The sequence below is a fragment of the Micrococcaceae bacterium Sec5.1 genome (genome assembly GCA_039636795.1).
Classification (GTDB): Bacteria; Actinomycetota; Actinomycetes; order Actinomycetales; family Micrococcaceae; genus Arthrobacter.
In genome coordinates this window covers 1,481,111-1,502,768 of sequence record CP143430.1, presented here as the reverse complement: position 1 = coordinate 1,502,768, position 21,658 = coordinate 1,481,111, and the positions used below count along the sequence as shown (strand labels likewise).

Genomic DNA, 21,658 nt, shown 5'->3' with positions numbered 1-21,658 from the left:
TTCCGCTGTGGCCACGGACACCCCGTAGGATGTTGGGAGCTAAAAGAGCTTCACCACCAACATATCCACGGAGGACCCATGGCCCTGAGTGCATCCACCACCCTGCCGCACAGCGTTGACCGAGTAGCGGCCGTCTTTGTCGACGAAGACTTTCTGCGTCACACGAGCGAACTGGTGGGCGGCTCCCTGGAATCGTTCACGATCGACGGCGACCCTGCTGGCGCTTTCAGCACCACCACGGTTCGTACTCTGCCCACTACCCGTCTGCCGGATATTGCCCGCAAGTTCGTGGGCGAGCGCCTGACCGTTACGCAGACCGAGCAGTGGGAGGCGCCCGCAGCAGACGGCTCCCGCGCCAGCAAGATTGCCTTGAAGGTCTCCGGCGCTCCGCTTGACGTCACGGCCGTCCAGCGCCTCGTGGCTGAAGGCGCGAACACCCGGATCGAGCTCGAGGGCAACGTTTCCTCGTCGGTTCCATTCCTCGGCGGCAAGATTGCCGATGCTGCTGAACCGATGGTTGGCAAGGCCCTGAACATCCAGTCCCAGCAGGCGCAGGCCTGGCTCGAAAGCCACTAGCATGCAGCTCCCCGCCATTCTGGGCTGGGTCCTGATCGTTGCCGGCGTATGGTCCCTGGTTGTATGGCCGCAGTTCCTGAAGCGCGTCATGAAGGACCCCCGGGCCCGCGACGCTGCCGGGAAGGCCACAAGGTTCCTGACCGTCCACGTGATCCTGGTGTCCATTTCCATGGTGCTGGGACTAGCGACGGCGGTCATCGGGATCACGGGGCTTCTCGCCTAAGTTTCGCCCAAGTAAGTCGCAGCAGTGCGCGTTTTGAGAGCTCATAACGCGCACTGCTGCGACTCACTTGGGTAGAATGGACTTTGGTGTGCCGGGAAGTCTGGTCGGCGGTGTCTTTGCGATGCCTGCCCTGGACTACTCGACCCACAGGAGCCACCGTGGCCAAACAACCCCTGACCACCATTGTTTTCAGCCGCTCCAGCTACCCCGAGTACCGCCGGATCCTCTCGATCCTTCGAACAGAGACCGTGGGCGGCGCCCTCCTTCTGGCCGCCACCGTCATTGCGCTGATTTGGGCAAACTCCCCCGCCGCTGACGGTTACTTTGCATTACGCGACCTCAAAATAGGCTACGAACCCTGGCACCTGCAGCTCAGCGTCGGGCATTGGGCCTCCGACGGCCTGCTGGCTGTGTTCTTCTTCCTCGCAGGCCTTGAACTCAAACGGGAGTTCGTTGCGGGGGAACTCCGGAAACCGGCCCGCGCCGTTGTACCGGTGGCCGCCGCCGTTGGTGGAGTTGTTATTCCTGCCCTGATCTACGTCCTCTTCAACCTCGGCTCCGCCTCGGAGACACTCAAAGGCTGGGCCATTCCCACGGCTACGGACATCGCCTTTGCCCTGGCCGTCCTAGCCGTGATCAACACACACCTGCCCGCCGCGCTCCGGACCTTCCTGCTGACACTCGCGGTGGTGGACGACCTCATCGCCATCGGCATCATCGCCTTCTTCTACTCCACCGGGACCCAGCCCCTTATGCTCCTGGCCGCGCTGGTGCCGCTGGCCCTTTTCACGTTCCTGGTCCAGAAGCGGATCCGCAGTTGGTACATCCTGCTCCCCTTGGCCCTGGCCACCTGGGGTTTCGTCCATGCCTCCGGCATCCATGCCACCGTGGCCGGGGTGCTGCTGGGCTTTGCGGTTCCGGTCTTCAACAGCGGGAAAAAGGGTGAGCCGGAGGAAGGGCTCGCTGAGCACTTCGAGCACCGGCTGCGCCCATTCTCCGCGGGATTCGCCGTGCCTGTCTTCGCGTTTTTCTCCGCTGGGGTGGCGCTGGGCGGGTTCGATGGCATGCGGGCCGCGCTCAGTGATCCGGTGGCCGTGGGAATTGTTGCGGCGTTGGTAATAGGCAAGGCCGTAGGCGTCTTCGGTACCACGTTCCTGGTGACCAAAACCACCCGTGCGAGCCTGGATTCCAGCATTGCGTGGATCGACCTCTTTGGGTTGGCACTGCTGGCCGGGATCGGGTTCACCGTCTCCCTGTTGATCGGCGAGCTGAGCTTCGGCGCGGGGTCTGCACACAATGACCACGCCAAGGTGGCCATCCTGGCAGGTTCCCTGATCGCGGCGCTGCTGGCCGCCGTCGTGCTCAGGGCCCGGAACCGGCGGTACCGCCAGGTTCAGGCAGAAGAACAACGGGACGACGACGGCGACGGCGTACCTGACGTCTTCAGCCGCGCCTAGCGCGGGGCTGCTCCGCCGCTGCTCGATAGGCTGCTAGGCCGTCGCCTGGTTCAGCGCGTCCTCCGCAGCAACCCATGAAATCATGGCGCATTTAACCCGGGCGGCGTAGCGGGCCACACCTTCGAACGCGGCAGCGTCTCCCAGAATCTCTGGATCCGCCTGCACCTTTCCACGCGAGCGGAGCACCTCACGGAAGTTATCGATCACGGCGTGCAATTCCTCTACCGACATTCCCTCGCCGAGGTCGGTCAACACTGAAGCCGACGCCATGGAGATGGAACAGCCTTCACCGTCCCAGCTGATCTGCTTGACCGTTCCATCGGCGACAGCCAGTCGGAGCGTTACCTCGTCCCCGCAGACCGGGTTGAGTTGGTGGGATTGCCCGGTTGACGTGCCCGTTGGGACTTCCGTGCCCGCCAGCCCGCTGCCGTGCCGCTGCTTGGAGTGGTCCAGGATGATCTGCTGGTACAGCTGGTCAAGACTCATGGTGCTGGTTACCCGTTCGTGGAAGTGTGTGGGAAGCGGCTGCAGTTCGGCCGCGTGGGTCAGGCCTGGAAATAGGCCCGAACGCCAGACACGGCGTCAAGGAAGGCATCGACGTCGTCCGTGGTGTTGTAAAGGTACGTACTTGCCCGGGTAGTAGCAGTCAGCCCCAAGCGGCGGTGCAGTGGCTGGGCGCAATGGTGGCCGACGCGAACGGCGATGCCGCGATCGTCAAGGAACTGGCCGACGTCGTGCGCATGGACACCGGCGACGTCGAAAGCAGCCAGTCCGATGCGTTCCGCACCAGAAGCAGGGCCCACCACGCGGATGCCGTCGATGCCCTCAAGTCCCTTGACCAGGCGCTGACCCAACGTGGCTTCCCAAGCATGGATGCGGTCGATCCCGGTTTCGGACAAGTAGTTCATGGCAGTGGCAAGGGCAACCGCCTGGGAGATGCGCTGGGTTCCGGCTTCGAAGCGCTGGGGGGCAGGCAAATATTCGGCGCGCTCCATGGTGACAGTAGTGATCATGGAACCACCTGTGAGGAACGGCGGAAGGACATCCAGGAGTTCCTGCTTGCCGTACAGGACGCCGACGCCCGTGGGGGCCAACATCTTATGGCCCGAGAAAACCGCGAAGTCAACGTCCAGGTCCTTGACGTCAATGGGCATGTGAGGCACTGACTGGCAAGCATCCAGGACCACCAACGCCCCCGCGCGTCGGGCGAGAGCCACGAGTTCGGCAACGGGGTTGATGGTGCCCAGGACGTTGGAGGCGTGGGTGAAAGCCAGCAGGCGGGTGCGCTCCCCCACGATCTCTGCTGCGGCGTCCAGGCGAAGGGTGCCATCGTCGGTGATGGGAATGTATTTGAGTGTGGCTCCGGTCCGGAAGGCGAGTTCCTGCCAGGGGATCAGGTTGGCGTGGTGCTCCATCTCCGTGACCACGATTTCGTCGCCGGGGCCGATCCCCAGCTCCTTCAACGCTGAGCTGCCACGGCCCTGCGCAGCCCACAAAGCGGCGTTGGACAGAGCGTAGCTAATGAGGTTCAGGCCCTCCGTCGCATTGGACGTCCACACGGTTTCCTCGTATTGGGCGCCGATAAAGTCCGCCACCGTCTGGCGGGCATCCTCAAAGGCCTCAGTCGCGCTCACCGCAAGTTGGTGTGCACCACGGTGTACTGCGGCGTTGCGTTGCTCGTAGAACTCCTGCTCGGCCTCGATCACGCTCAAGGGGTTCTGGGACGTAGCCCCGGAATCGAGATAGATCAACGGCTTGCCGTTGACCAGTTGGTCCAGGACGGGGAAGTCGTTCCGGATCCGCAACACCTCCGCATTGTCCATGGCGGGAACCACGGACTGCTGCAATGAGGCGGGAGTTGATACGACTGTCAAGGGGCACTCCTTGGAAATCCTTCGGGGACACTCAATTATCCCACGGCCCGACGTCCCCGGAGATGTGCCGTACAGCACGTCAATATCCTGCAGTATTTCAGTCTCCAGCAGTCCTTCAATGGCCTGCAGTATGTCAATGGCCTGCAGTACCGGGCAGCCATCCCAGTGGCGGAGCAACATCGCTGTCGAAAGCCCCGTGCAGCCGCTCCATCAAGGTCCAGGCGCGGCGGCTAGCCGCACTGCGGGTCCTCGCTTCGTAGCCGCTTGCCGCCCGCGCGTAACAGAGGGCCGCCTCTGCGAATTGCCGGTCTGCAGAGAGACTCTTGCCGGCGGACTCAAGCAGCTTGGGATCATTGCCCAGCAAAGCCGATGCGAAGGTTCCCATCGCCGCCGCGCGGGCCCCCCGCAACGAGGCGGCAAGCTCACCAAGGCGGCGCTGCACCACGAGGTCCTCGACGGCGGACTTGCTTGCGTTGAGCGTCATGAAGGTCAACGCCTCGGCTTCCATCAAAGGACTTTGCTGGTCATGGAATGCCTCGGCCACCGCAAACAAGTGGCTCGGTTTGCGCGAAACCTTGTCCTGCGCAGCCGCCACGAACAGGGCGCTCAGCTGGGGCAACGGACCTTGATCAGACAGGCCTTCACGAGTTGGGCCGGCGTGGGCGGGACTGTTGTGGGCTGGGCTGGCGGGGGTTTCACTGGCTGCGTCCTTTCCCGCCACCAAGCTCTGCTGCACCCTTGCCATGGCCTGCTCCGAATCACCGCACAGCGCAGCGGAGTACGCCAGCATTGCCGATGCCAGCTGAAGAACCGGCGGCAGGCCGGCGTCGTGCAGTTCAGCCACAACGGGTTCCAGCGTTCGCAAGGCGGGCCGGGGAAGGCCCTGGCTGAGCTGTGCATATCCCCGCGCTACTTCCAGGCACCAGGCCAAGTGCGCTGGTACTGCGTAGGCCCACGGGCAATCCAGGAGGGCGTCCACCTGGCTCCATGACAGGTTGTGCCGCAGGTGCAAAACGTGGCGGAGGAGGACCCCTGGCCGGAACATTTCCAGCGCCGGATTGGCGTTGATGGCGGCCAAGGCAGCGGAAGACTTTTCCAACGCCTGTGGAGCGTCACCGGACAGCAGGAGCTGTTCGGCCTCCTGGACATTCCACATGACCCGGGCGGCTGGATCCGACGGTTCCTCCAGCCCTTGCGCCCCGCCGTCGGGCTTTGGCGGCATGGGTGAGGCCGCTCCCAAAAGGCTGAGGCCCATCAACCGGGAAGCAGCCTCGGCCTGCACCTCCGCCTGCACTCCTGCGCCCACCAACTCACGCAACTCCGGTGCTGCTTCTTTGAGCTGTCCTTCGGCAATGAGTGCCCGGGCACGGAGCATCCTGGCTTCATTCCGGTGACTTGAACCGTTGATGCCCACGGAAGCCCGGATGGCCAACTCAGCGGTGGACGGTTTATCAGCCGCAGGCGCTGCGGCGAGGATGAGTTCGTCGGAGAGGCTCAGCCCGCAATCGAGCGTCCAGGTCATCCACCTCAGCATTGCGGGTGCGGAGTCCGCCGTGAGTCCCGGCTCCTCGATGCCAAGTCGGAGCGCCGTGCTGCGCGAGTGGGGAACGGACAGCCGGATGCCCTCGCCCCTCAGCCATGAACTCGTACGGACAAGCGGCGGCCTTCCAGGCAGCACCCGGATGTCGTGTGAGTCAAGAAGGTGTTCCACGGCTTTCTGGCCGAAGTGGTGCTCAACAACATCCAAGGCCAGGGGCTCGGCGAGCGCAATAACCTCCAACGCCTTCAGTTCTTCCGCAGCATGCTGGGAGATGTCGGCCCGGACATGCTCAACCACCCCTGGCCATTGGCAATGTGCCCGTACGTCCATGGTCCAGTAACCGTCGCGCTCCACCAGGAGGTGGGCGCTGCGTGCATCCTGGATGGCGAGGCAAAGGAGTCCTACGTTGAATCCGCACATCGCCGCCAGGAGACTGCTGGCGCGTCTTTGAACCTTTCCGCCCAGTAGGTCCTCGGACAGTGCCTGTGCCTCGCTGAACGTAAAGGGAGCCAGGAAGTACTGCTCGAGAAATCCTTCTTCCCACAACTGGTACAGATCTGGCGGAAGCGGGCGGCGGCTGTCCGCCGTCGCCACCAAGGTGGCTCCGAATCCCGGCATCAGCTGCAACAAAACCGCGAGGGATGCAGGATCAACGAAGTGGATGTCGTCCACGAGGAGGACCAGTGGAGGCCGTTTAGGCTCAGGGTGACGCTTGCCTCGACGCCGTGCAAACGGTGGTGTGTACAGGTATTCCGCTGGACCCAGGCTTTGGGTGAGCGCCCGCAGGACATGAAGGCCAGGGAGGGCCGTTTGTTCGCCGGAGGGCTCTACTGGTGCGCTCAAAGCACCGTAGACGGTTGTCTGGAGTTCCGGTTTGCCGGCGAATGTGCGAACGTCCACGGAGTCCGGGAGTCCTGCTTTGATGGAGAGCAACAAATGGCTCTTTCCAGATCCCCTGTCGCCTGTCACAACTATGCCGTTGCTGGACGGAGATGGTACTGCCGAAAGGATCAGATCCAGGATCTGCTTCCGGTCCGGGAATGTTGGCGGCCTCAGCCCGACTGTGACAGTGTCTTGGTCCAGCCAGGGGTCCGGCAACATGCGCACTCCAATAGCAGCAGTCCCTTGGTCCGGGAGAATTTAGGCTTCCGCGAGTTTGCGGGATCCCTGGCCTAGAAGCCGGCGACGGCTGGGGGGAGAGTCTCGGTCTCAGAAGACTCTGTCGCCGCCGGCTTCGTCCAGGGCCGGACCGCCTCTCGACGGCCGGAGCACCGGCTAAAAGAGACCACCGATGCGGTATTTCGATATGGAATTCGGGGGATGCTTGGGGCTTTCCTTCCTTCCAAGATCAGTTAACCGCGCGCTGGAAATCAGAACACCAGTAATCGGTACTCGATTAGTAGGGCGGTTTCCAGGCCCCGATACTCTGTTGTACTCAGTACCTTGGAGGGGCACTACTTGGTCCCGTCGGGGATAGGGCCCAGGTTACTCCATTGATTGGTGGTAATAGGTGCAATACCGCGTCCACGTGGTGCTCGCGGGCGTCGGAGGCTACTCAAATTGCCGTGCGTCAATTGCGGACAGCAGCCCCAAGGTCCTCGCGCCGGCGGATGCCCAGCTTGGCATAGCTGCGGTACAAGTGACCCTCCACCGTGCGGACGGAGACCATGAGTTTCTCTGCGATCTGACGGTCAGTGAGTCCGGAAACGGCCAGCGCCACAATATCCTGCTCCCGCCGGGTCAGGGGCACGGACCGGTCTACCTCGGTGTGGGGGTCGTGGAGCTGTGTGTCCCCAAGGCTGGCCTCGCTGACGTCGCGCAGCACGGCCGCCTGCCGCGCCTCCGGGCGCTTGCCCTCGGCATCAAAGGCGATGGCGGCCTTGTCGAAAGCTGTGGCCGCTGGCCCTGGCATGCCTCCAGCGGCCAGCAGATTGCCCGCGTTAACGAAAGCATCGCCGGCGCCGTCCACCTGGGCGGTCGCCAGCATGTGCCAGCCGCCTGCCCATGCCCCAGCCATTGACGAGGCAGTCTCCCGGATCGGGTCCATTACGTGCTGGTCCCCCAGCTCTGCCCTGAGGACCAGGTTCTGGAGCAGGAGGCCCGGAAGTTGATGCAGATGCGTGGAATCAGGGAGGCTCCGCAGCTTCTCCAGCCCTGTTCCTTTATTCAAATGCTCCTTGGCAGCCAGGGTAAAGATCTCAGCCAGGGCTTCAACATAGGCGCCACCGGCTGCCTGGTCCACTACCCTATCCACGGACAGGCGTTGGGCCAGTTCGTTATTTCCTGACCTGGCGGCAGCATAAAACGCAAGCGCGTTGCCCAGACGGCGCAACCTCTGCGGGTCCTTCACACGGAGGGCCTCCACCGCGGGCGTCAGCACAGCGCTGGCTTGTTCCAAACGTCCCTGCCGGAGCAAGGACAGTCCTTTGAGCGCCTGGATGTCGCCGCCGAACGTTATAAGCCCCATGGCGGAGCTGGCGGCATAGCGGTTCAGCGCGGCTTCGGCTGCCGCCCAGTCACCGGATTCCAACGCGGCCAAGGCGTAGCGGACAAGGATGAAGTCGGTGAAGTACAGGAGGTCGTCATGGTGTTCATCCAGCAACACCAGCGCTTCCCTGCCCATCTCCAATGCCTGCACCGCCTGGCCCTCCACCATCAGCAACTCGCACTGCATGGCCAGCAGGAAAAGCTTGTTCATGACGAAATCCGGCTCGTCCACGGCAAGACCGGCCTGGAACGTGGCAAGTCCCTCGCGCAGCTCCCCATAGCGGCCGTCATGGGCCAGCGCCGCCAATTCCAAAGCTGCAGCATGCCGTCGAATTTGCTGGACCACAGGGTCCTGGTCGTTGCGGCCCGCCACTAGTGCGTCAGCGGCCGAGTGAGCGTCCGCCAGGATGTCACCCGAGCTGTCCCCCATTGCGGACCTTGCGGCCCCCCACAGCAGTCCGGCACCCAAGGGCCCGGACGGATCGGCGTCCAGGAACCCTGCATCTTCCCCGAGCAGCTGCACGGCACTGCGGTAGTCGCCGTCGTTGTATTTGACCATTGCCATGACGGCACGGGCACGGGGACGCAGCGCTTCGGAGCGAACCTTGGCAGCGGCCTGCAGCGCGAGTGGATTCTGCAGGAGTTTTGCGGCGAGGAACGCCGCCCGCAGCAACTGTTCGTCCTCGACGTCGGCACCACAGTCCAGCGCCCAACTCACCATTCGAAGCAGACCCTCCGCCGTGGAGGGCTCCGCGGGCAGGTGCTGGACCATACGCTGGCGGATCTGGAGGCTGCGGGCGGGCGAAACGATGTGGCGAAGCGCCTCACCATACATCGGGTGCCACATTTTCACCGGACTACCAGCGCCATTACTGGAAATCACGAGCCTGTTGTCCATCAGCGACCGCAGCGTATCCCTGCCCACAAGCGCGTCGAGTACAGCGGCGGGCACGGGTTCGGACAAGGCGATGATGTACATCGCCTCCCGTTCAGCCTCGCTGGTTCGCAGGACTTTGTTCCGAACCACTTCAGAGAGGCCCTCGCCGGCGCCGGAGAGGGCACTCGTGAGGAACCAGACGCCATTTCGGCGCACCAGGTTTCCGTCAGCCTTTGAGTCTTCCAGGAGGCAACGGAGCAGCAGGGGGTTGCCCTCCGAAACAGAATGCAAAACATCTGTGGTGCCTGCCATGACCGACCCACCCAGGGTTTTCCCGGCGAGCTCGGCCACTTCTTCCTTTTCCAGGGGATGGAGTTCGAAGCGCTCTGCCAAGCCGTCGTACCAGAGCTGGAGCAGGGCAGGAGGCAGTCCGGGCCGTGGCCTGCTGGTAGCCACGAGCCGCGCCCAGCCAGCCGTCACCAACTCGGCCAGAATCTGGCTGCTGGCCTCATCGAGGTCATGGGCGTCGTCCACTACCAAAAGGAGCCTTGCACCTTCGCTTCCGCGCCTTTTCTCGAACTGGGACCAAAACTCGCGGAGGATAGCCACTGGCGACGTGGCCTGTTCCACAGGCAGGTCCAGGAGATACGGCGCCAGGACACCGAAAGGAACAGCGGACAGGGCGGGGCTGCCATGGATCCGCATCACCACCATTTCGCCTGCCAAGCGGGCGGCGATCTCTTCGGCCATGGCCGTTTTACCGATGCCGGGATCGGCAAGGAGCAGGACGGCGCCCGCCCCCTCCTGCCTCAATATTTCACTCGCCAGGTCCAACTCCGCGTCCCGGCCAACAAGGTACTCAGCCTGCATGGGCACGCACCCGGTTGACGGAAACTACACTCCTCAACTCACAGGAGACCATTGAGCTCGCCTCGCGATGAGACGCCGAGCTTGGTAAATACTTGGTACAGGTGTCCTTCAACGGTCCGCACAGACACCCCAATATCCATAGCGATTTCACGATTGCTGACACCCTTTCCGGCCAGTTTGGCAATTTGCCGTTCACGCTCGGTCAACACCGGTGCGTCGCTTCGTGGTTGGATGGGCAACGCCGAGACCGATTGTTCCAGACGCTCAAGCCTAAGCTGGGCGGTCCGGGCAGCCGTGGTTTCACCGGCATTGCGGGCAAAGTCCAAGGCCATGGCCACGCACCTGGCTTCCACCACCAACAAATCCAGTGCAGCTGCGGCGTCGGCGGCAGCCAGGAGAGAACGCGAACTCCGTTTCAGGGATCCCCGGGCAAGGTCGCGGGCGATCTGCGCCAAAGGGCCTTGACGGTTCTCGGCAATTTCCTCCAGCAATTTGTACTCGGCGTCCGTGCCCTCCACTGTGGCGCCAAAAAGGCAAATCCCGGCCGTTGTAAAGCGCCGCTTGTCGATGTCCTGCTGGACCCTGGCCAGCAGACGCGGCTTGACGTCCGGGTCCCCCATCCATCGCCCTGCCATTTCAGCGCAGAACTCGGCAACGGACTCGGAGAAATATGTCCCGACACCCCGGCAAGTGCGGTAAAGGTCAAGGTACCGTCCGGCTTCGAGTGAATTGCCCAGCTGTGCATAGGCAAAGGCGGTAGCAGCGTAGGCAACCTTGACCATGTTCATGGCCGGGCGAAGCTCAAGCTGGGCGGCGGCGGAGCGCAACGGTTCGATCGCGCTGGAGGGCTTCCCGGCGTAAGCGTAGGCAAGGCCCACGCCCAGTTCGGTGATTGCACCCCGATACTGCAGGCGCGAAGGTGTGGAGGGAGTCCGCCGCATGAGCTCGATGCATTTCCGCCATTGTCCGGACAGCAGCAGCACTCCGTAAGCATGCCGGGCGAAGGACTCCTCCAACTGCGCCGGCCTGTCATTGTTCCCCAGCTGCCGGGACACAGTGCGTGCCAGTTGCTGCGCTTCCAGTTCCCGGCCCATCACGCATCGGGTTTCCATGAGGCAGAACGCGGACTTCAGCCAGTGTTCCCGGTCATCGGCCGGGTCCTTGACCAGTTCCTTTTCCAGGTCCTCGGCCACAGCTGCGTACTCGCCCATATACGCCTGGTATTCGTAGTTGCAAAGAAGGAGCCTGTTCCGGGCCCGCGTGATCAGCTCCGGCGCGTAGGCCTCCGGATTCGAAACCATGGCCTCCAAGGTTTCACTTGCCGCCGTGATCACTCCGGGCACCATTGCCGAGCGGCCGTCAATCCATGTCATGGCCTGGCATTTCGCAGCTGTTACTTCGGCAAACTCCATGGGGTCCAAAGCTGCAATGTGCGCCTCTGACACCTCATCCAAGGCCTGGGCAGCGTGCAGGGGCAGATCCAGCATGAGGTAGGCAGCTGACTTCAGTCGCTGCCCCGCCACCCACTCGGGGTCCTTCGGATCCAGTGACAGCGTGCATTGGATGGCAAAGTTGGGATCGTAATCATCCAAGGCAGCCCGTCCTGCTGCCAGAGCATGCGCTGGCGACGGAGACGGTTCGTCCTCACAGGCATGCATCCAGGCGGCGTGGCTCAGCAGATCCTGTGGAGCCAACCCACCCAACTCCGGCTCCTTGGGTCCAAGAAGCATCAACCTCAGCTCGCGACGCCGCCGGGTACTCAGCCAGCCCCGAACAACCTCACCGACGTAAGCATCGCGAAGGGAAACCCAGTGCTCGCCGTTCCGATCAACGGTGAGCAGCCCGGATTCCTCCATCTCCACAAGCACTTCAGTGCCAAAGATTGCAGCCAGATCCACCAGTGTCGCGCGCTGCGCACAGGCCAGGACCTCGACTACGGTCCGGTTGGACTGCGGTTCGCGCGCCAACCTGGAACGGACAAAGTCCTCCACAACCGTGGCGCCTTCAAGCTTGATACGGTCCCTGAGCGTCCACACGGAATCGTTCAGGACGAGGTTGCCGGAATGGCGTTGCTCATCCAACAGCGCGTGCAGGAGCATCGGATTCCCACCGACGGCGGAGTGGAGTGAGCCCACCAGCGTGGAGGAGACATAGTGGCCCAGTACCGAACCGAGAACCTGCTTCGTCTGTTCTTCGCTGAGCGTATTCAGGTGGACTTCGCCCAGTTGCTCCTCAAGCACCAGCCGATGGAAATCAGCGGGGAGATCGCTGGAGCGTTGAACAGTGGCGATCACCTTTGCCGTTCCAGTGGCCATCAGATTCAGCAGCACGCCTGTACTCATGGGATCCATACCGCCAGCATTGTCCACGATGAAGACAGTCTGGCGGCCCGCAGCTTCTGCACGGATCAGGGACGTAATCGCGTGGAGAATGCCCGTGGGCGAACTGACGGCCTCGGACGGCAGCCTCGCCAAGAGGAATCCGAGGCACCCGTAAGGAGTCTGGCCATTGGCAACCGTGTTGCGCAATTGCAGGCTGTGGATCTTGGGACCCAGGGAGGAAATTACTGCCCGGGCCAAGCCCGACTTGCCAATGCCCCGTTCGCCCGTGAGGACTACGCCGTACGATTCCGGGGACTCAAGGTGCTTGGTGGCCCGGGACAGATCCTGGCTCCTGGCCAGCAGTGACCATGTTTGCCGATCGGATGGACCGCCCACAAGGTCCGGAGCCGCAGCCCTCGCTGCGCCTCCACCGCCTCTGTTTAGCAACTCCGCCGACATTCGCATCCTTCGCTACAACATCCGCGACAGTCCCCCACCGCTTACCTGCGTACCATGCACACTACCTCCGGGCGCCGACAGTTTGGTAGGGCTAAGGGCGCCTCGAATCATCAGGCTTTCCTCAGGCTTTCCTCAAGATTTGCTCAAGTTCTTGCGGCATGATGCTTCTGCTGTGCCGCCAACAGCCCCTCATTGACCAGCAGTTCCACCGCGTCAGCCGCCTCGTCCAGCAGAAACGGCAATTCCTTCTTCTCGGCCGTTGCGAAATCCCGCAGCACAAAATCAGCGGTATCCATACGTCCCGGAGGCCTGCCCACCCCTACCCGCACGCGCAAATAGTCCTTTGTTGCCAGTGCCTTGGAGATATCGCGAAGGCCGTTATGACCACCCTCACCTCCACCTATCTTGAGCTTGACCGTGTTGAAGGGAATATCGATCTCATCATGGACGGCAATAACGTGGTCCGGCGCGATGTCGAAGAAATTGCTCAAGCCCGCCACAGGACCACCGGAAACGTTCATGTAGGTCATCGGCTTGGCCAGCACTACGCGGGGTCCGCCTATCCCCAACCGACCCTCTACTACCTGGGCCCTGGCCTTGTGGGTCTTGAACTTGCCGCCCATCCGCGATGCCAGCTCGTCAAGCACCATCTGGCCCACGTTGTGCCGGTTGTTGCTGTACTCACTGCCGGGGTTGCCGAGGCCAACTATCAGCCAAGTGTCAGTCATGGTCTCATCCTAGGGAGTCTTGTCAGGGAATCGGGTCAGCGATGGGGGTCCCGGAGTTTGCGTGGGACGGAAGAAGAAAGTGGCCGGGACCCAAGGGGTACCCGGCCACTCAAAAGGCGTTTGCCTCAAATAGTCAAAGACTACTCAGCTGCTGCCGTGGTTTCTTCTTCAGCTTCAGAAGCGGTCTCGGAGATACGGACCACCAGGGTGTCACCTTCAGTGAGCAGGGTGGAACCCTTCGGCAGGACGAGGTCCGATGCGTGGATGTTCTCCCCAGCCTTACGGCCTTCGATGTCAACCTCGACGGCGGTAGGCACGTGGGTTGCCTCGGCCTCAAGGGAAACCGTGGTGGCTTCGAGGCTGGCAACAGCACCCGGAGCAACTTCACCGGAAACGTGGATGGCGATGTCAACGGTAACCTTCTCGCCGGCCTGGACGGTCTGGAGGTCAACGTGCTCGATGATCTGCTTAACCGGGTCGCGCTGGATGTCCTTGACGAGCGTCAGGTGCTGCTCGCCGTCGACGTCGATCGCCAGCAGGGCGTTGGAAACGCGGACAGCCAGCGTGGTGGCGCGGCCGGGCAGGTTGATGTGGATCGGCTCTGCGCCGTGGCCGTAGATGACAGCCGGGATCTGGCCGGCCATGCGTGCACGGCGGGCAAAACCCTTGCCGAATTCCGTGCGCAGTTCTGCGGTGAGCTTCTGCTCAGACATGTGTACTCCTTGATTACTGTGGCGTCCGGGAAATTCCGGACAAGTCGATCAGCAAGGGCGGAGGTCTGTGGACCTTCTACGCCCGGCGATCGTTGCTGTCCAGCAGCAAAGCCCGCCTGTGTCGAAGGAGATGCAGACCCAGTCGATAACGGAGACCCGCAATTCCGGTTCAAAACGCGCACCGGATGTGCTCTCCCTCGCCAAGGTATCCCCAAGAGTTTACCAGCGGATACCTTCATTACTGAAAACGGGCCACCCACACGCCCGGAGGCGGCGGATGACCCGTCACGTCAGTCGTCCGGCGTCAGGCTTTGCCGTCGAAGAGGCTGGTGACCGACCCGTCGTCGAACACTTCACGAATGGCGCGCGCGATCAACGGTGCGATGGACAGCACCGTGAGCTGCGGGAAGCGCTTCTCTGCCGGGATGGGCAGGGTGTTGGTGACAACAACTTCGCGTGCGCCGGAATCAGCGAGGCGCTGCGCTGCCGGATCCGAGAAAACGGCGTGCGTGCAAGCGATGATGACATCCTTGGCGCCGGCGTTCTTAAGGACCTGGACGGCGCCGGAGATGGTTCCACCGGTGTCGATCATGTCGTCAATAAGCACGCAGGTGCGGCCTTCAACCTGGCCAACAACGGTCTTGGAGACGGCCTGGTTGGGCACCGTGAGGTCGCGGCTCTTGTGAACGAATGCCAGCGGGGCACCGCCCAGTCGTTCCGCCCACTGTTCGGCCACGCGGACGCGGCCGGTGTCCGGCGAAACAACAGTGATGTTGTCCGCCTCCACCTTGGTGCGAATGTAGTCGGCAAGCAGCGGGATCGCCATCAGGTGGTCAACGGGGCCATCGAAGAAGCCCTGGATCTGGGAGGTGTGCAGGTCCACGGACATGATGCGGTCCGCACCGGCGGTCTTGTACAGGTCCGCTACCAGGCGGGCGGAAATGGGCTCGCGGCCGCGGCCCTTCTTGTCCTGGCGGGAGTACGGGTAGAACGGTGAAACAACCGTAATCCTCTTGGCAGAGGCGCGCTTGAGGGAGTCGATCATGATCAACTGCTCCATAAGCCAGTTGTTCAGCGGGGCCGGGTGTGCCTGGATGACGAAGGCATCCGTGCCGCGCACGCTCTCGGCTGAACGGACATAGATTTCCCCATTGGCGAAGTCGTAGGCGTCGATGGGCAGGAGCTCGGTCTCCAGCTCCTTCGCGATTTCCTGCGCCAGCTCCGGATGTGCCCTTCCGGCGGCGAGAATCAATTTCTTCTCGCCGTGTGCGGTAATTTCGCTCATGCCTGTTTGCCCTCTTCTGTGGTTGCTGGAGATTGTGAGGATGTGGGGGCGGGGGTCAGCAGGGAGTCCTGCGCGGCCTGCGCCAGCTTCGCGGAGACAGTGCCCGGGCGGTTGTCTTGCACCCAACCTTCGACGTTTCGTTGTGCGGCCAGGCTAAGGGCGAGGGCTCCCGGCGGGACGTCCTTGCGGACGACGGCACCGGCGCCGCTGTAGGCGCCATCACCCACGGTCACTGGCGCTACAAAGACGGTGTTTGAACCCGTGCGCACGCCCGAGCCGATCACCGTGCGGTGCTTCTTCTCGCCGTCGTAATTCGCGGTGATGTTGCCACAGCCGATGTTGGTGTCCTCGCCGATTTCAGCGTCACCTGCGTAGCCGAGATGGGACAGCTTGGAACCGCGGCCGATGGTCACGTTCTTGGTTTCGTAGAAGGCGCCGATCTTGCCCGTCTCCCCCAGTACCGTGCCGGGGCGGAGGTAGGTAAACGGTCCAACGCTTGCTTTGGCGCCGATAGTGGAACCTGAGCCATGCGTGCGGGTCACTTTGGCGCCTTCGCCAACGTTGACATCGGTCAGCGTTGTATCGGGACCCACGACGGCGTCCCTCGCCACAGTGGTGGAACCGTGCAGTTGCGTATTGGGCAGCAAGCGGACGTCTTCATCGAGCCTCACCGTGGAGTCGATCCAGGTGGTGGAGGGATCCACCACGGTCACGCCCGCCCGCATCCAGGACTCGACGATGCGGCGATTCAGCTCGGCGCCGAGCGCGGAAAGCTGGATGCGGTCGTTGGCGCCCTCAACCTGCCAGCGGTCCTGGGTGACGACGGCGGCAACCCGGCCACCGGCGTCGCGCGCCAAGCCGAGGACATCGGTGAGGTACATCTCGCCCTGCGCGTTGTCAGTGGTGACCCGCGTCAGCGCATTCCGCAGCACAGCGGCGTCGAAGGCGTAAATACCCGAGTTGACCTCAAGGATGGTGTGCTCGGCTTCGCTTGCATCCTTGTGCTCGCGGATGCCGGTGACTGTGCCGTCTTCGGCGCGAAGGATGCGGCCGTAACCCGAGGCGTCGTCCAAAACGGCAGTGAGCACTGTAACGGCGTTGCCCTGGGCTTCATGCGTGGCCACGAGCTCGCCCAGCAATTCGCCGGTCAGCAGGGGCACATCTCCGTAGGTGACAACCACAGTGCCGGTGAGCTCGGCTTCAGCGTCGAGGGCCGTGAGGGCAACCTCCACAGCGCGTCCCGTGCCGGGGATCTCGTCCTGGTCAACGATCACGGCTTCCGGATCCAGCGCGGAGACGTGTTCTGCGACGCGATCGCGCTCGTGCCGGACAACAAGGGCCAGCTTCAAAGGCTTGATGGAACGGGCGGCGAGGAGGGCGTGACCCACCATGGAGAGGCCGCCGATTTCGTGGAGAATTTTGGGAGTCCGCGACTTCATTCGCGTTCCGGCACCTGCAGCCAAGACGATGACTGCTGCGGGACCGGTGGTTTCGGGGCTCACGTACTGGCTCTCCTTGCTCGGTTTTGTCCCGGGTAACCCGGCTTCGGAATGCTGCCATTCCAACTATGGACCCAGGCACCGTTCGAGCTGTTCCAGGTACAGAGTGGAGCGCATTTTCCGACCGTTCCGCCCATAGGATTCGAACCTATACTCCACGGCTCCAAAGGCCGGGGTGCTGCCATTACACCAGAGCGGACCGCGCATGCTTGCACCCCCAGGCGGCAGGGCCTGACGGTTTCCCGGATCACCGGGATGCACACACAAGAATCTAGTTTGCCATGACCTTTGCATGGTTCGCGACTTGACCCGCTGCGACGGGTCTCCAGATGCCCTGTTACGGCGCTTCCGGACCAGCCGCGCGGCGGGTTAGGGCATGATGGACACGTGAGCAAGCGCACTGAACTTTCCCGGCCCGCAGCCGGCCTCGAGCCTCTGGGAGACCGCCCTGTACGGTTGCGGATGACGGGACAACAGCGCCGCTCCCAGCTCATCGGCATTGGCCGGGCGCTCTTCGCAGCCAAGGGCCTTGACGGCACCACAATTGAAGAAATTGCCGCCAGTGCGGGCGTCTCCAAGCCCGTGATCTACGAGCACTTTGGGTCCAAGGAGGGCCTCTACCGGCAGGTTGTCGAAACCGAATTCCGGATCCTCCTGGACTCCATCACCGAGGCACTGAGCACGGAGGCCAAACCCCGCGTCCTGGTGGAGCGCGCAGCACTTGCACTCCTTGGCTACATCGAAGACCGCACCGACGGCTTCCGGATCCTCATGCGCGACGCACCGCCCTCACAACCCGAAGGCGCCTTCTCCACGTTGCTCTCCCACGTCACCGCCCGGGTGGAACACCTGCTCTCGGATGAATTCGCCCGCCGCGGATTCAGCGCTGCCGACGGCGCTATGTACGCTCAGATGCTCGTGGGAATGGTCGCGATGACAGGCCAATGGTGGCTGGACAGCCGTGAGCCGGACAAACGCGCGGTGGCAGCTCACCTGGTGAACCTGGCCTGGAACGGACTGACGGGGCTGCAGAAGGAGCCCGAGCTCCGCTCCGACGGCTGACCCCCATCCCTCTCTCACATCCTGCGCCGTTTTTCCCACCGCTCTCTCACATCCCCACCCGTTTCCCCATCCTTCTCTCACATCCCCACCCGTCTCCCCCCGCTCTCTCACATCCCCACCCGGGGCCGCTGCGGTCGGACTCTCGTCGCTGGCCTGGGGAGTGTCGGATAAACGGTGGATCCAGGGGTTGGCAGAGGCAGGCCCTGTGCGGGAAATGAAAGAGCATCCGCCAAAAACTGGCACGACGTGAGAGAACGTCTGCGCTCGTCAAGTTTTTGAGACAGTTTCGTTGGTGTTAGGCGGCCAGGGGTTCCTGGGCGCGGTTGTGGTGGTTTTCGTGGGCGGCGGCCGGTGGGATGCCGCCGGCCCTGCGGTTGGGACGGCGGCGGTTGTACCAGCCTTCGATGTAGTCCATCACTCCGGTCCGGGCTGCGAGTCTGGAGCCGAATCCGTGGTGGTGGTAGAACTCGGTTTTGAGGTGGGAGAAGAAGTTCTCGGCGACCGCGTTGTCCCAGCACACCCCGACCTTGCCCATGGACTGGGTGACCCCGTTCTGGCCGCACCATTCTTGGAATTCGTCAGAGGTGTATTGGGTGCCACGGTCGGAGTGGAACACCACACCATGCTCGGCGAAACGGCCGTGGTTCCGTGCCATCTGCAGGGCTGCGGTGCACAGGCTTGCCCGCATGTGGGCAGCCATGGACCAGCCGATGACCATGCCCGAAAACAGGTCGATGACGGTGGCCAGATAAAGCCAGCCCTCGCCGGTGCGCAGGTAGGTGATGTCTCCGACCAGACGGGTCCCGGGCACTGCGGAGGTGAAGTCGCGTTTGCCCTGTTCATCGAGCATGTGGTTCTCGATGTGGGCGGTCTTGGCTTGCGGGTCCTGGACCGTGGTCCTCTTCCAGGCCCGGGTTCGGATGGCCCGCAGGCCCTTTTCTCGCATGATCGCCCCGACGGTGGGGGCGGAGACCTTGGTCCCGGCCGCGTTGAGCAAAAGCGTCAGCTGGTCACGGCCGGCACGGCCATTTTCCTTCTCGTACAGGCCGGTAACCGCGGTGACCAGATCCTCATGCCGCACGGCACGCGGTGAGGGCCCGGCAGGGGCGCGCCACCGGTAGAACGAGGCCCGGGAGACCTTCAACGCCCGGCACAGCCACACCACGGAATAGTTGGCCTTCTCCGCTTCGATGAACTCGTAGAAGTCCTCTACTTTTGCTTCGCGGCAAAGAAGGCGCTGACTTTTCCCAGGAACTCGACCTCGGCCTTCAACCGCTCATTTTCGGCCAGTGCCTTCCGGTGCTCGTCCCACGGCACCGGCCCCCGTTCTTCAGGCAGGACCGGCGCGGCGCCCTGGTGGCTCTCTCGATGCCTGTGCAGCCAGTTCCCCAGCGTGCTTTCCTTCACCCCGATCTCCTCGGCGACCTGTTTCACCGACCGGTTCGTGGACAAAACAAGCCGCACAGCATCCTCACGGAAAGCGGCATCGTATTTTCTTCTGGGCGTGGTCATCTGAACTGAAGCTCCCATCAAGCTGTCTCACAAAACCATACGACCGCAGTCGGTCAAAAAAACGCAGGACGTGAGAGAACGTCGGTCAAAAATGGGCACGACGTGAGAGAACGTCGGTCAGAAACCTGTGGGATGTGAGAGAACGTTCAGAGGCGGGGCGGCGGGTATCCGGAAGCGTGCGTCAAAGCGGGGTACGAACCAGCCCAATAACCCCCAACCCCCGCCGCATCTGAACCGACGGCGGGCAGCATCGGCGGCTGTAAACATCCGGCAGCGTGCGTCAAAGCGACGAAGGAGCAGCACGCAGAGGATGTTTACAGCCGGCCCCGCGCTACGAAACTACTCGCCGAGGATTTCGGCGGCCTCGAGCCATTCGAGCTCCAGGCCTTCTTTCTCGTCCAGGAGTTCCTGGAGCTTTGCGTTGAGTTCGCCCAGCGCGTCGAAGTCGCCGGATTCGGACTTCGCGGCCATTTGGGTGTGGAGCTTTTCCTCCTGCTGTGCGATCTTGCCGAGTTGGCGGTCGATCCTGTTGAGGTCCTTGCGGGCTTCACGCTTTTCGGCTTCGCTGGCGCCTGAAGCAACGGGTGCAGAAGCACCGCCACTCGCAGAAGTGGGAGCACCCGAGCCGCCGCCAACGGCGCCGGAAGCAAGTGCCGCCTCGCGCAGTTCGAGGTATTGGTCCACACCGCCGGGCAAGCCGCGGAGTTTGGCATCGCCAAGGAGGGCCATCTGGTTGTCCGTGACGCGTTCCAGGAGGTACCTGTCGTGGCTCACCACAACCAGCGTGCCGGGCCAACCGTCCAGGACGTCTTCGACGGCGGCCAGGGTGTCAGTATCGAGGTCGTTGGTGGGCTCGTCGAGCATGAGTACGTTGGGCTCCCCTACCAGCAGGCGCAGGAGTTGGAGTCGACGGCGTTCACCACCGGAGAGGTCGCTGACGGGTGTCCACTGCTTTTCCTTGGTGAACCCGAGCTGCTCCACGAGCTGGCCGGCGGTGAATTCCTTACCGCCTACGCTGAAGGACCGCTTTTCCCGCTCGATGACCTCAATGACGCGCAGATCCGAGACGTCGTCGAGCTCCTTCACGTCCTGGGTGAGCACGGCGGTGACCACGGTTTTGCCGCGTTTGACTTTCCCTGACGTGGGCTGGATTTCGCCGTTGAGAAGCTTGAGCAGCGTGGACTTGCCAGCCCCGTTGACGCCCACCAAACCAAGTCGTTCGCCAGGGGCGAGCCGCAGGGTGATGTTGTCGAAGAGTTTCTGCCCGTCCGCCCCGTCGACAAAATCAAGGGTCACGTTCTCGAGGTCCAGCACATCCTTGCCCAGCCGCGCGGTGGCCATCTTGCTGAGCGCTACGGAGTCCCGGGGATCCGGTACGTCTGCAATGAGGTCGTTGGCGGCTTCGATCCGGAACTTGGGCTTGGCAGTCCGGGCCGGGGCGCCGCGCCTGAGCCAGGCCAGTTCCTTTTTGACGAGCTGCTGGCGTTTACCTTCGACGACGGCGGCCGTCCGGTCGCGCTCGGCGCGCGCCAAAACGTAGGCGGCGTATCCGCCGTCGAACATGTCCACCATCGCGTCGTGGACTTCCCACGTGTAGTTGCAAACTTCGTCAAGGAACCAGCGATCGTGGGTGACCACCAGGAACGCGCCTTGGTTGGCGCGCCAGCGGGTCTTGAGGTGCTTTGCCAGCCAGGCGACGCCCTCGACGTCGAGGTGGTTGGTGGGTTCGTCCAGCATGATGACGTCGTGGTCTTCAATGAGGAGCTTGGCCAGCGCGACACGGCGCTTCTGCCCGCCTGAGAGGGCATGGACGTTGGCGTGCCAATCGACGTCCCCTACCAGCCCGCCCATGACTTCGCGGATCTTGGGGTTGGCCGCCCATTCGTGGTCCGCGCGGTCGCCGACAATTGCAGCGCCGACTGTCAGGTCGCCGTCGAGCACGTCGCCTTGGTCGAGGTAGCCGACGTTGACGTCCCCGCGTTTGGTGACGCGGCCGGAGTCGGGCGTCGAGCGCAAGGCGAGCAAACGCATGAGGGTTGATTTTCCGTCACCGTTGCGGCCGACCATGCCGATGCGGTCGCCATCCTCCAAACCGAGGGTGACGCCGTCGAGGACAGTGCGGGTCGCGAACGAAACGGTGAGGTTTTCGCCGCCAAGCAGGTGGGCCAATGGGTA

Annotated in this window: 15 protein-coding genes and 1 tRNA gene; 4 read left to right on the top strand and 12 right to left on the bottom strand. The window is 63.0% G+C overall.

Going from position 1 to position 21,658, the window contains the following annotated elements; translation table 11 throughout:
• Positions 1-78 precede the first annotated feature (78 nt).
• From VUN82_07050 to nhaA, 3 genes are all read left to right on the top strand, one after another.
• Complete coding sequence (locus VUN82_07050) at positions 79-576, top strand: DUF2505 domain-containing protein (protein XAS73583.1); 498 nt, start codon at positions 79-81, stop codon at positions 574-576.
• A 1-nt stretch (position 577) separates the two neighbouring features.
• A complete protein-coding gene (locus VUN82_07045; protein XAS73582.1) occupies positions 578-799 on the top strand; it encodes a hypothetical protein in 222 nt (73 codons plus the stop codon).
• Positions 800-957: 158 nt separating this feature from the next.
• Entirely contained in the window at positions 958-2,256 is a 1,299-nt protein-coding gene (gene nhaA, locus VUN82_07040) for a Na+/H+ antiporter NhaA (GenBank protein XAS73581.1), read from the top strand.
• A 33-nt stretch (positions 2,257-2,289) separates the two neighbouring features.
• Here the strand turns inward: nhaA and VUN82_07035 are convergent, their stop codons facing one another.
• The 10 genes from VUN82_07035 to VUN82_06990 form a co-directional block, all read right to left on the bottom strand.
• Positions 2,290-2,742 carry an SUF system NifU family Fe-S cluster assembly protein gene (locus VUN82_07035; protein XAS73580.1) on the bottom strand — a complete coding sequence of 151 codons (453 nt, stop codon included), beginning with the start codon at positions 2,740-2,742 and terminating at the stop codon, positions 2,290-2,292.
• A gap of 59 nt (positions 2,743-2,801) precedes the next feature.
• Positions 2,802-4,130 carry a cysteine desulfurase gene (locus tag VUN82_07030; GenBank protein XAS73579.1) on the bottom strand — a complete coding sequence of 443 codons (1,329 nt, stop codon included), beginning with the start codon at positions 4,128-4,130 and terminating at the stop codon, positions 2,802-2,804.
• Positions 4,131-4,263: 133 nt separating this feature from the next.
• Complete coding sequence (locus VUN82_07025) at positions 4,264-6,771, bottom strand: ATP-binding protein (protein XAS73578.1); 2,508 nt, start codon at positions 6,769-6,771, stop codon at positions 4,264-4,266.
• A 469-nt stretch (positions 6,772-7,240) separates the two neighbouring features.
• Complete coding sequence (locus VUN82_07020) at positions 7,241-9,904, bottom strand: AAA family ATPase (GenBank protein XAS73577.1); 2,664 nt, start codon at positions 9,902-9,904, stop codon at positions 7,241-7,243.
• 38 nt (positions 9,905-9,942) lie between these two features.
• Positions 9,943-12,684, bottom strand: coding sequence for a LuxR C-terminal-related transcriptional regulator (locus tag VUN82_07015; GenBank protein ID XAS73576.1), 2,742 nt, complete (start codon positions 12,682-12,684; stop codon positions 9,943-9,945).
• A gap of 143 nt (positions 12,685-12,827) precedes the next feature.
• Complete coding sequence (pth, locus tag VUN82_07010) at positions 12,828-13,412, bottom strand: aminoacyl-tRNA hydrolase (GenBank protein XAS73575.1); 585 nt, start codon at positions 13,410-13,412, stop codon at positions 12,828-12,830.
• Positions 13,413-13,552: 140 nt separating this feature from the next.
• Positions 13,553-14,125 (bottom strand): 50S ribosomal protein L25/general stress protein Ctc, encoded by a 573-nt coding sequence (locus VUN82_07005; protein ID XAS73574.1) that lies wholly within the window; start codon positions 14,123-14,125, stop codon positions 13,553-13,555.
• A 304-nt stretch (positions 14,126-14,429) separates the two neighbouring features.
• Positions 14,430-15,410, bottom strand: coding sequence for a ribose-phosphate diphosphokinase (locus VUN82_07000; protein XAS73573.1), 981 nt, complete (start codon positions 15,408-15,410; stop codon positions 14,430-14,432).
• A complete protein-coding gene (gene glmU / locus VUN82_06995) occupies positions 15,407-16,912 on the bottom strand; it encodes a bifunctional UDP-N-acetylglucosamine diphosphorylase/glucosamine-1-phosphate N-acetyltransferase GlmU (GenBank protein XAS73572.1) in 1,506 nt (501 codons plus the stop codon). Before glmU ends, VUN82_07000 begins: the two co-directional genes overlap by 4 nt.
• A gap of 124 nt (positions 16,913-17,036) precedes the next feature.
• Positions 17,037-17,108, bottom strand: a tRNA-Gln gene (locus VUN82_06990).
• A 263-nt stretch (positions 17,109-17,371) separates the two neighbouring features.
• Here VUN82_06990 and VUN82_06985 point away from each other — a divergent pair.
• Positions 17,372-17,971: a TetR/AcrR family transcriptional regulator gene (locus VUN82_06985; protein XAS74640.1), complete on the top strand. Its 600-nt coding sequence runs from the start codon at positions 17,372-17,374 to the stop codon at positions 17,969-17,971.
• Positions 17,972-18,266: 295 nt separating this feature from the next.
• Here VUN82_06985 and VUN82_06980 read toward each other — a convergent pair.
• Both VUN82_06980 and VUN82_06975 read right to left on the bottom strand, forming a co-directional pair.
• A protein-coding gene (locus VUN82_06980; GenBank protein ID XAS73571.1) for an IS3 family transposase occupies positions 18,267-19,483 on the bottom strand; the annotation gives its coding sequence in 2 pieces (ribosomal slippage) (positions 18,267-19,219 and positions 19,219-19,483; 1,218 coding nt in all).
• A 339-nt stretch (positions 19,484-19,822) separates the two neighbouring features.
• Positions 19,823-21,652, bottom strand: a complete 1,830-nt coding sequence (locus tag VUN82_06975) for an ABC-F family ATP-binding cassette domain-containing protein (protein ID XAS73570.1) — start codon at positions 21,650-21,652, stop codon at positions 19,823-19,825.
• Positions 21,653-21,658: the final 6 nt, after the last annotated feature.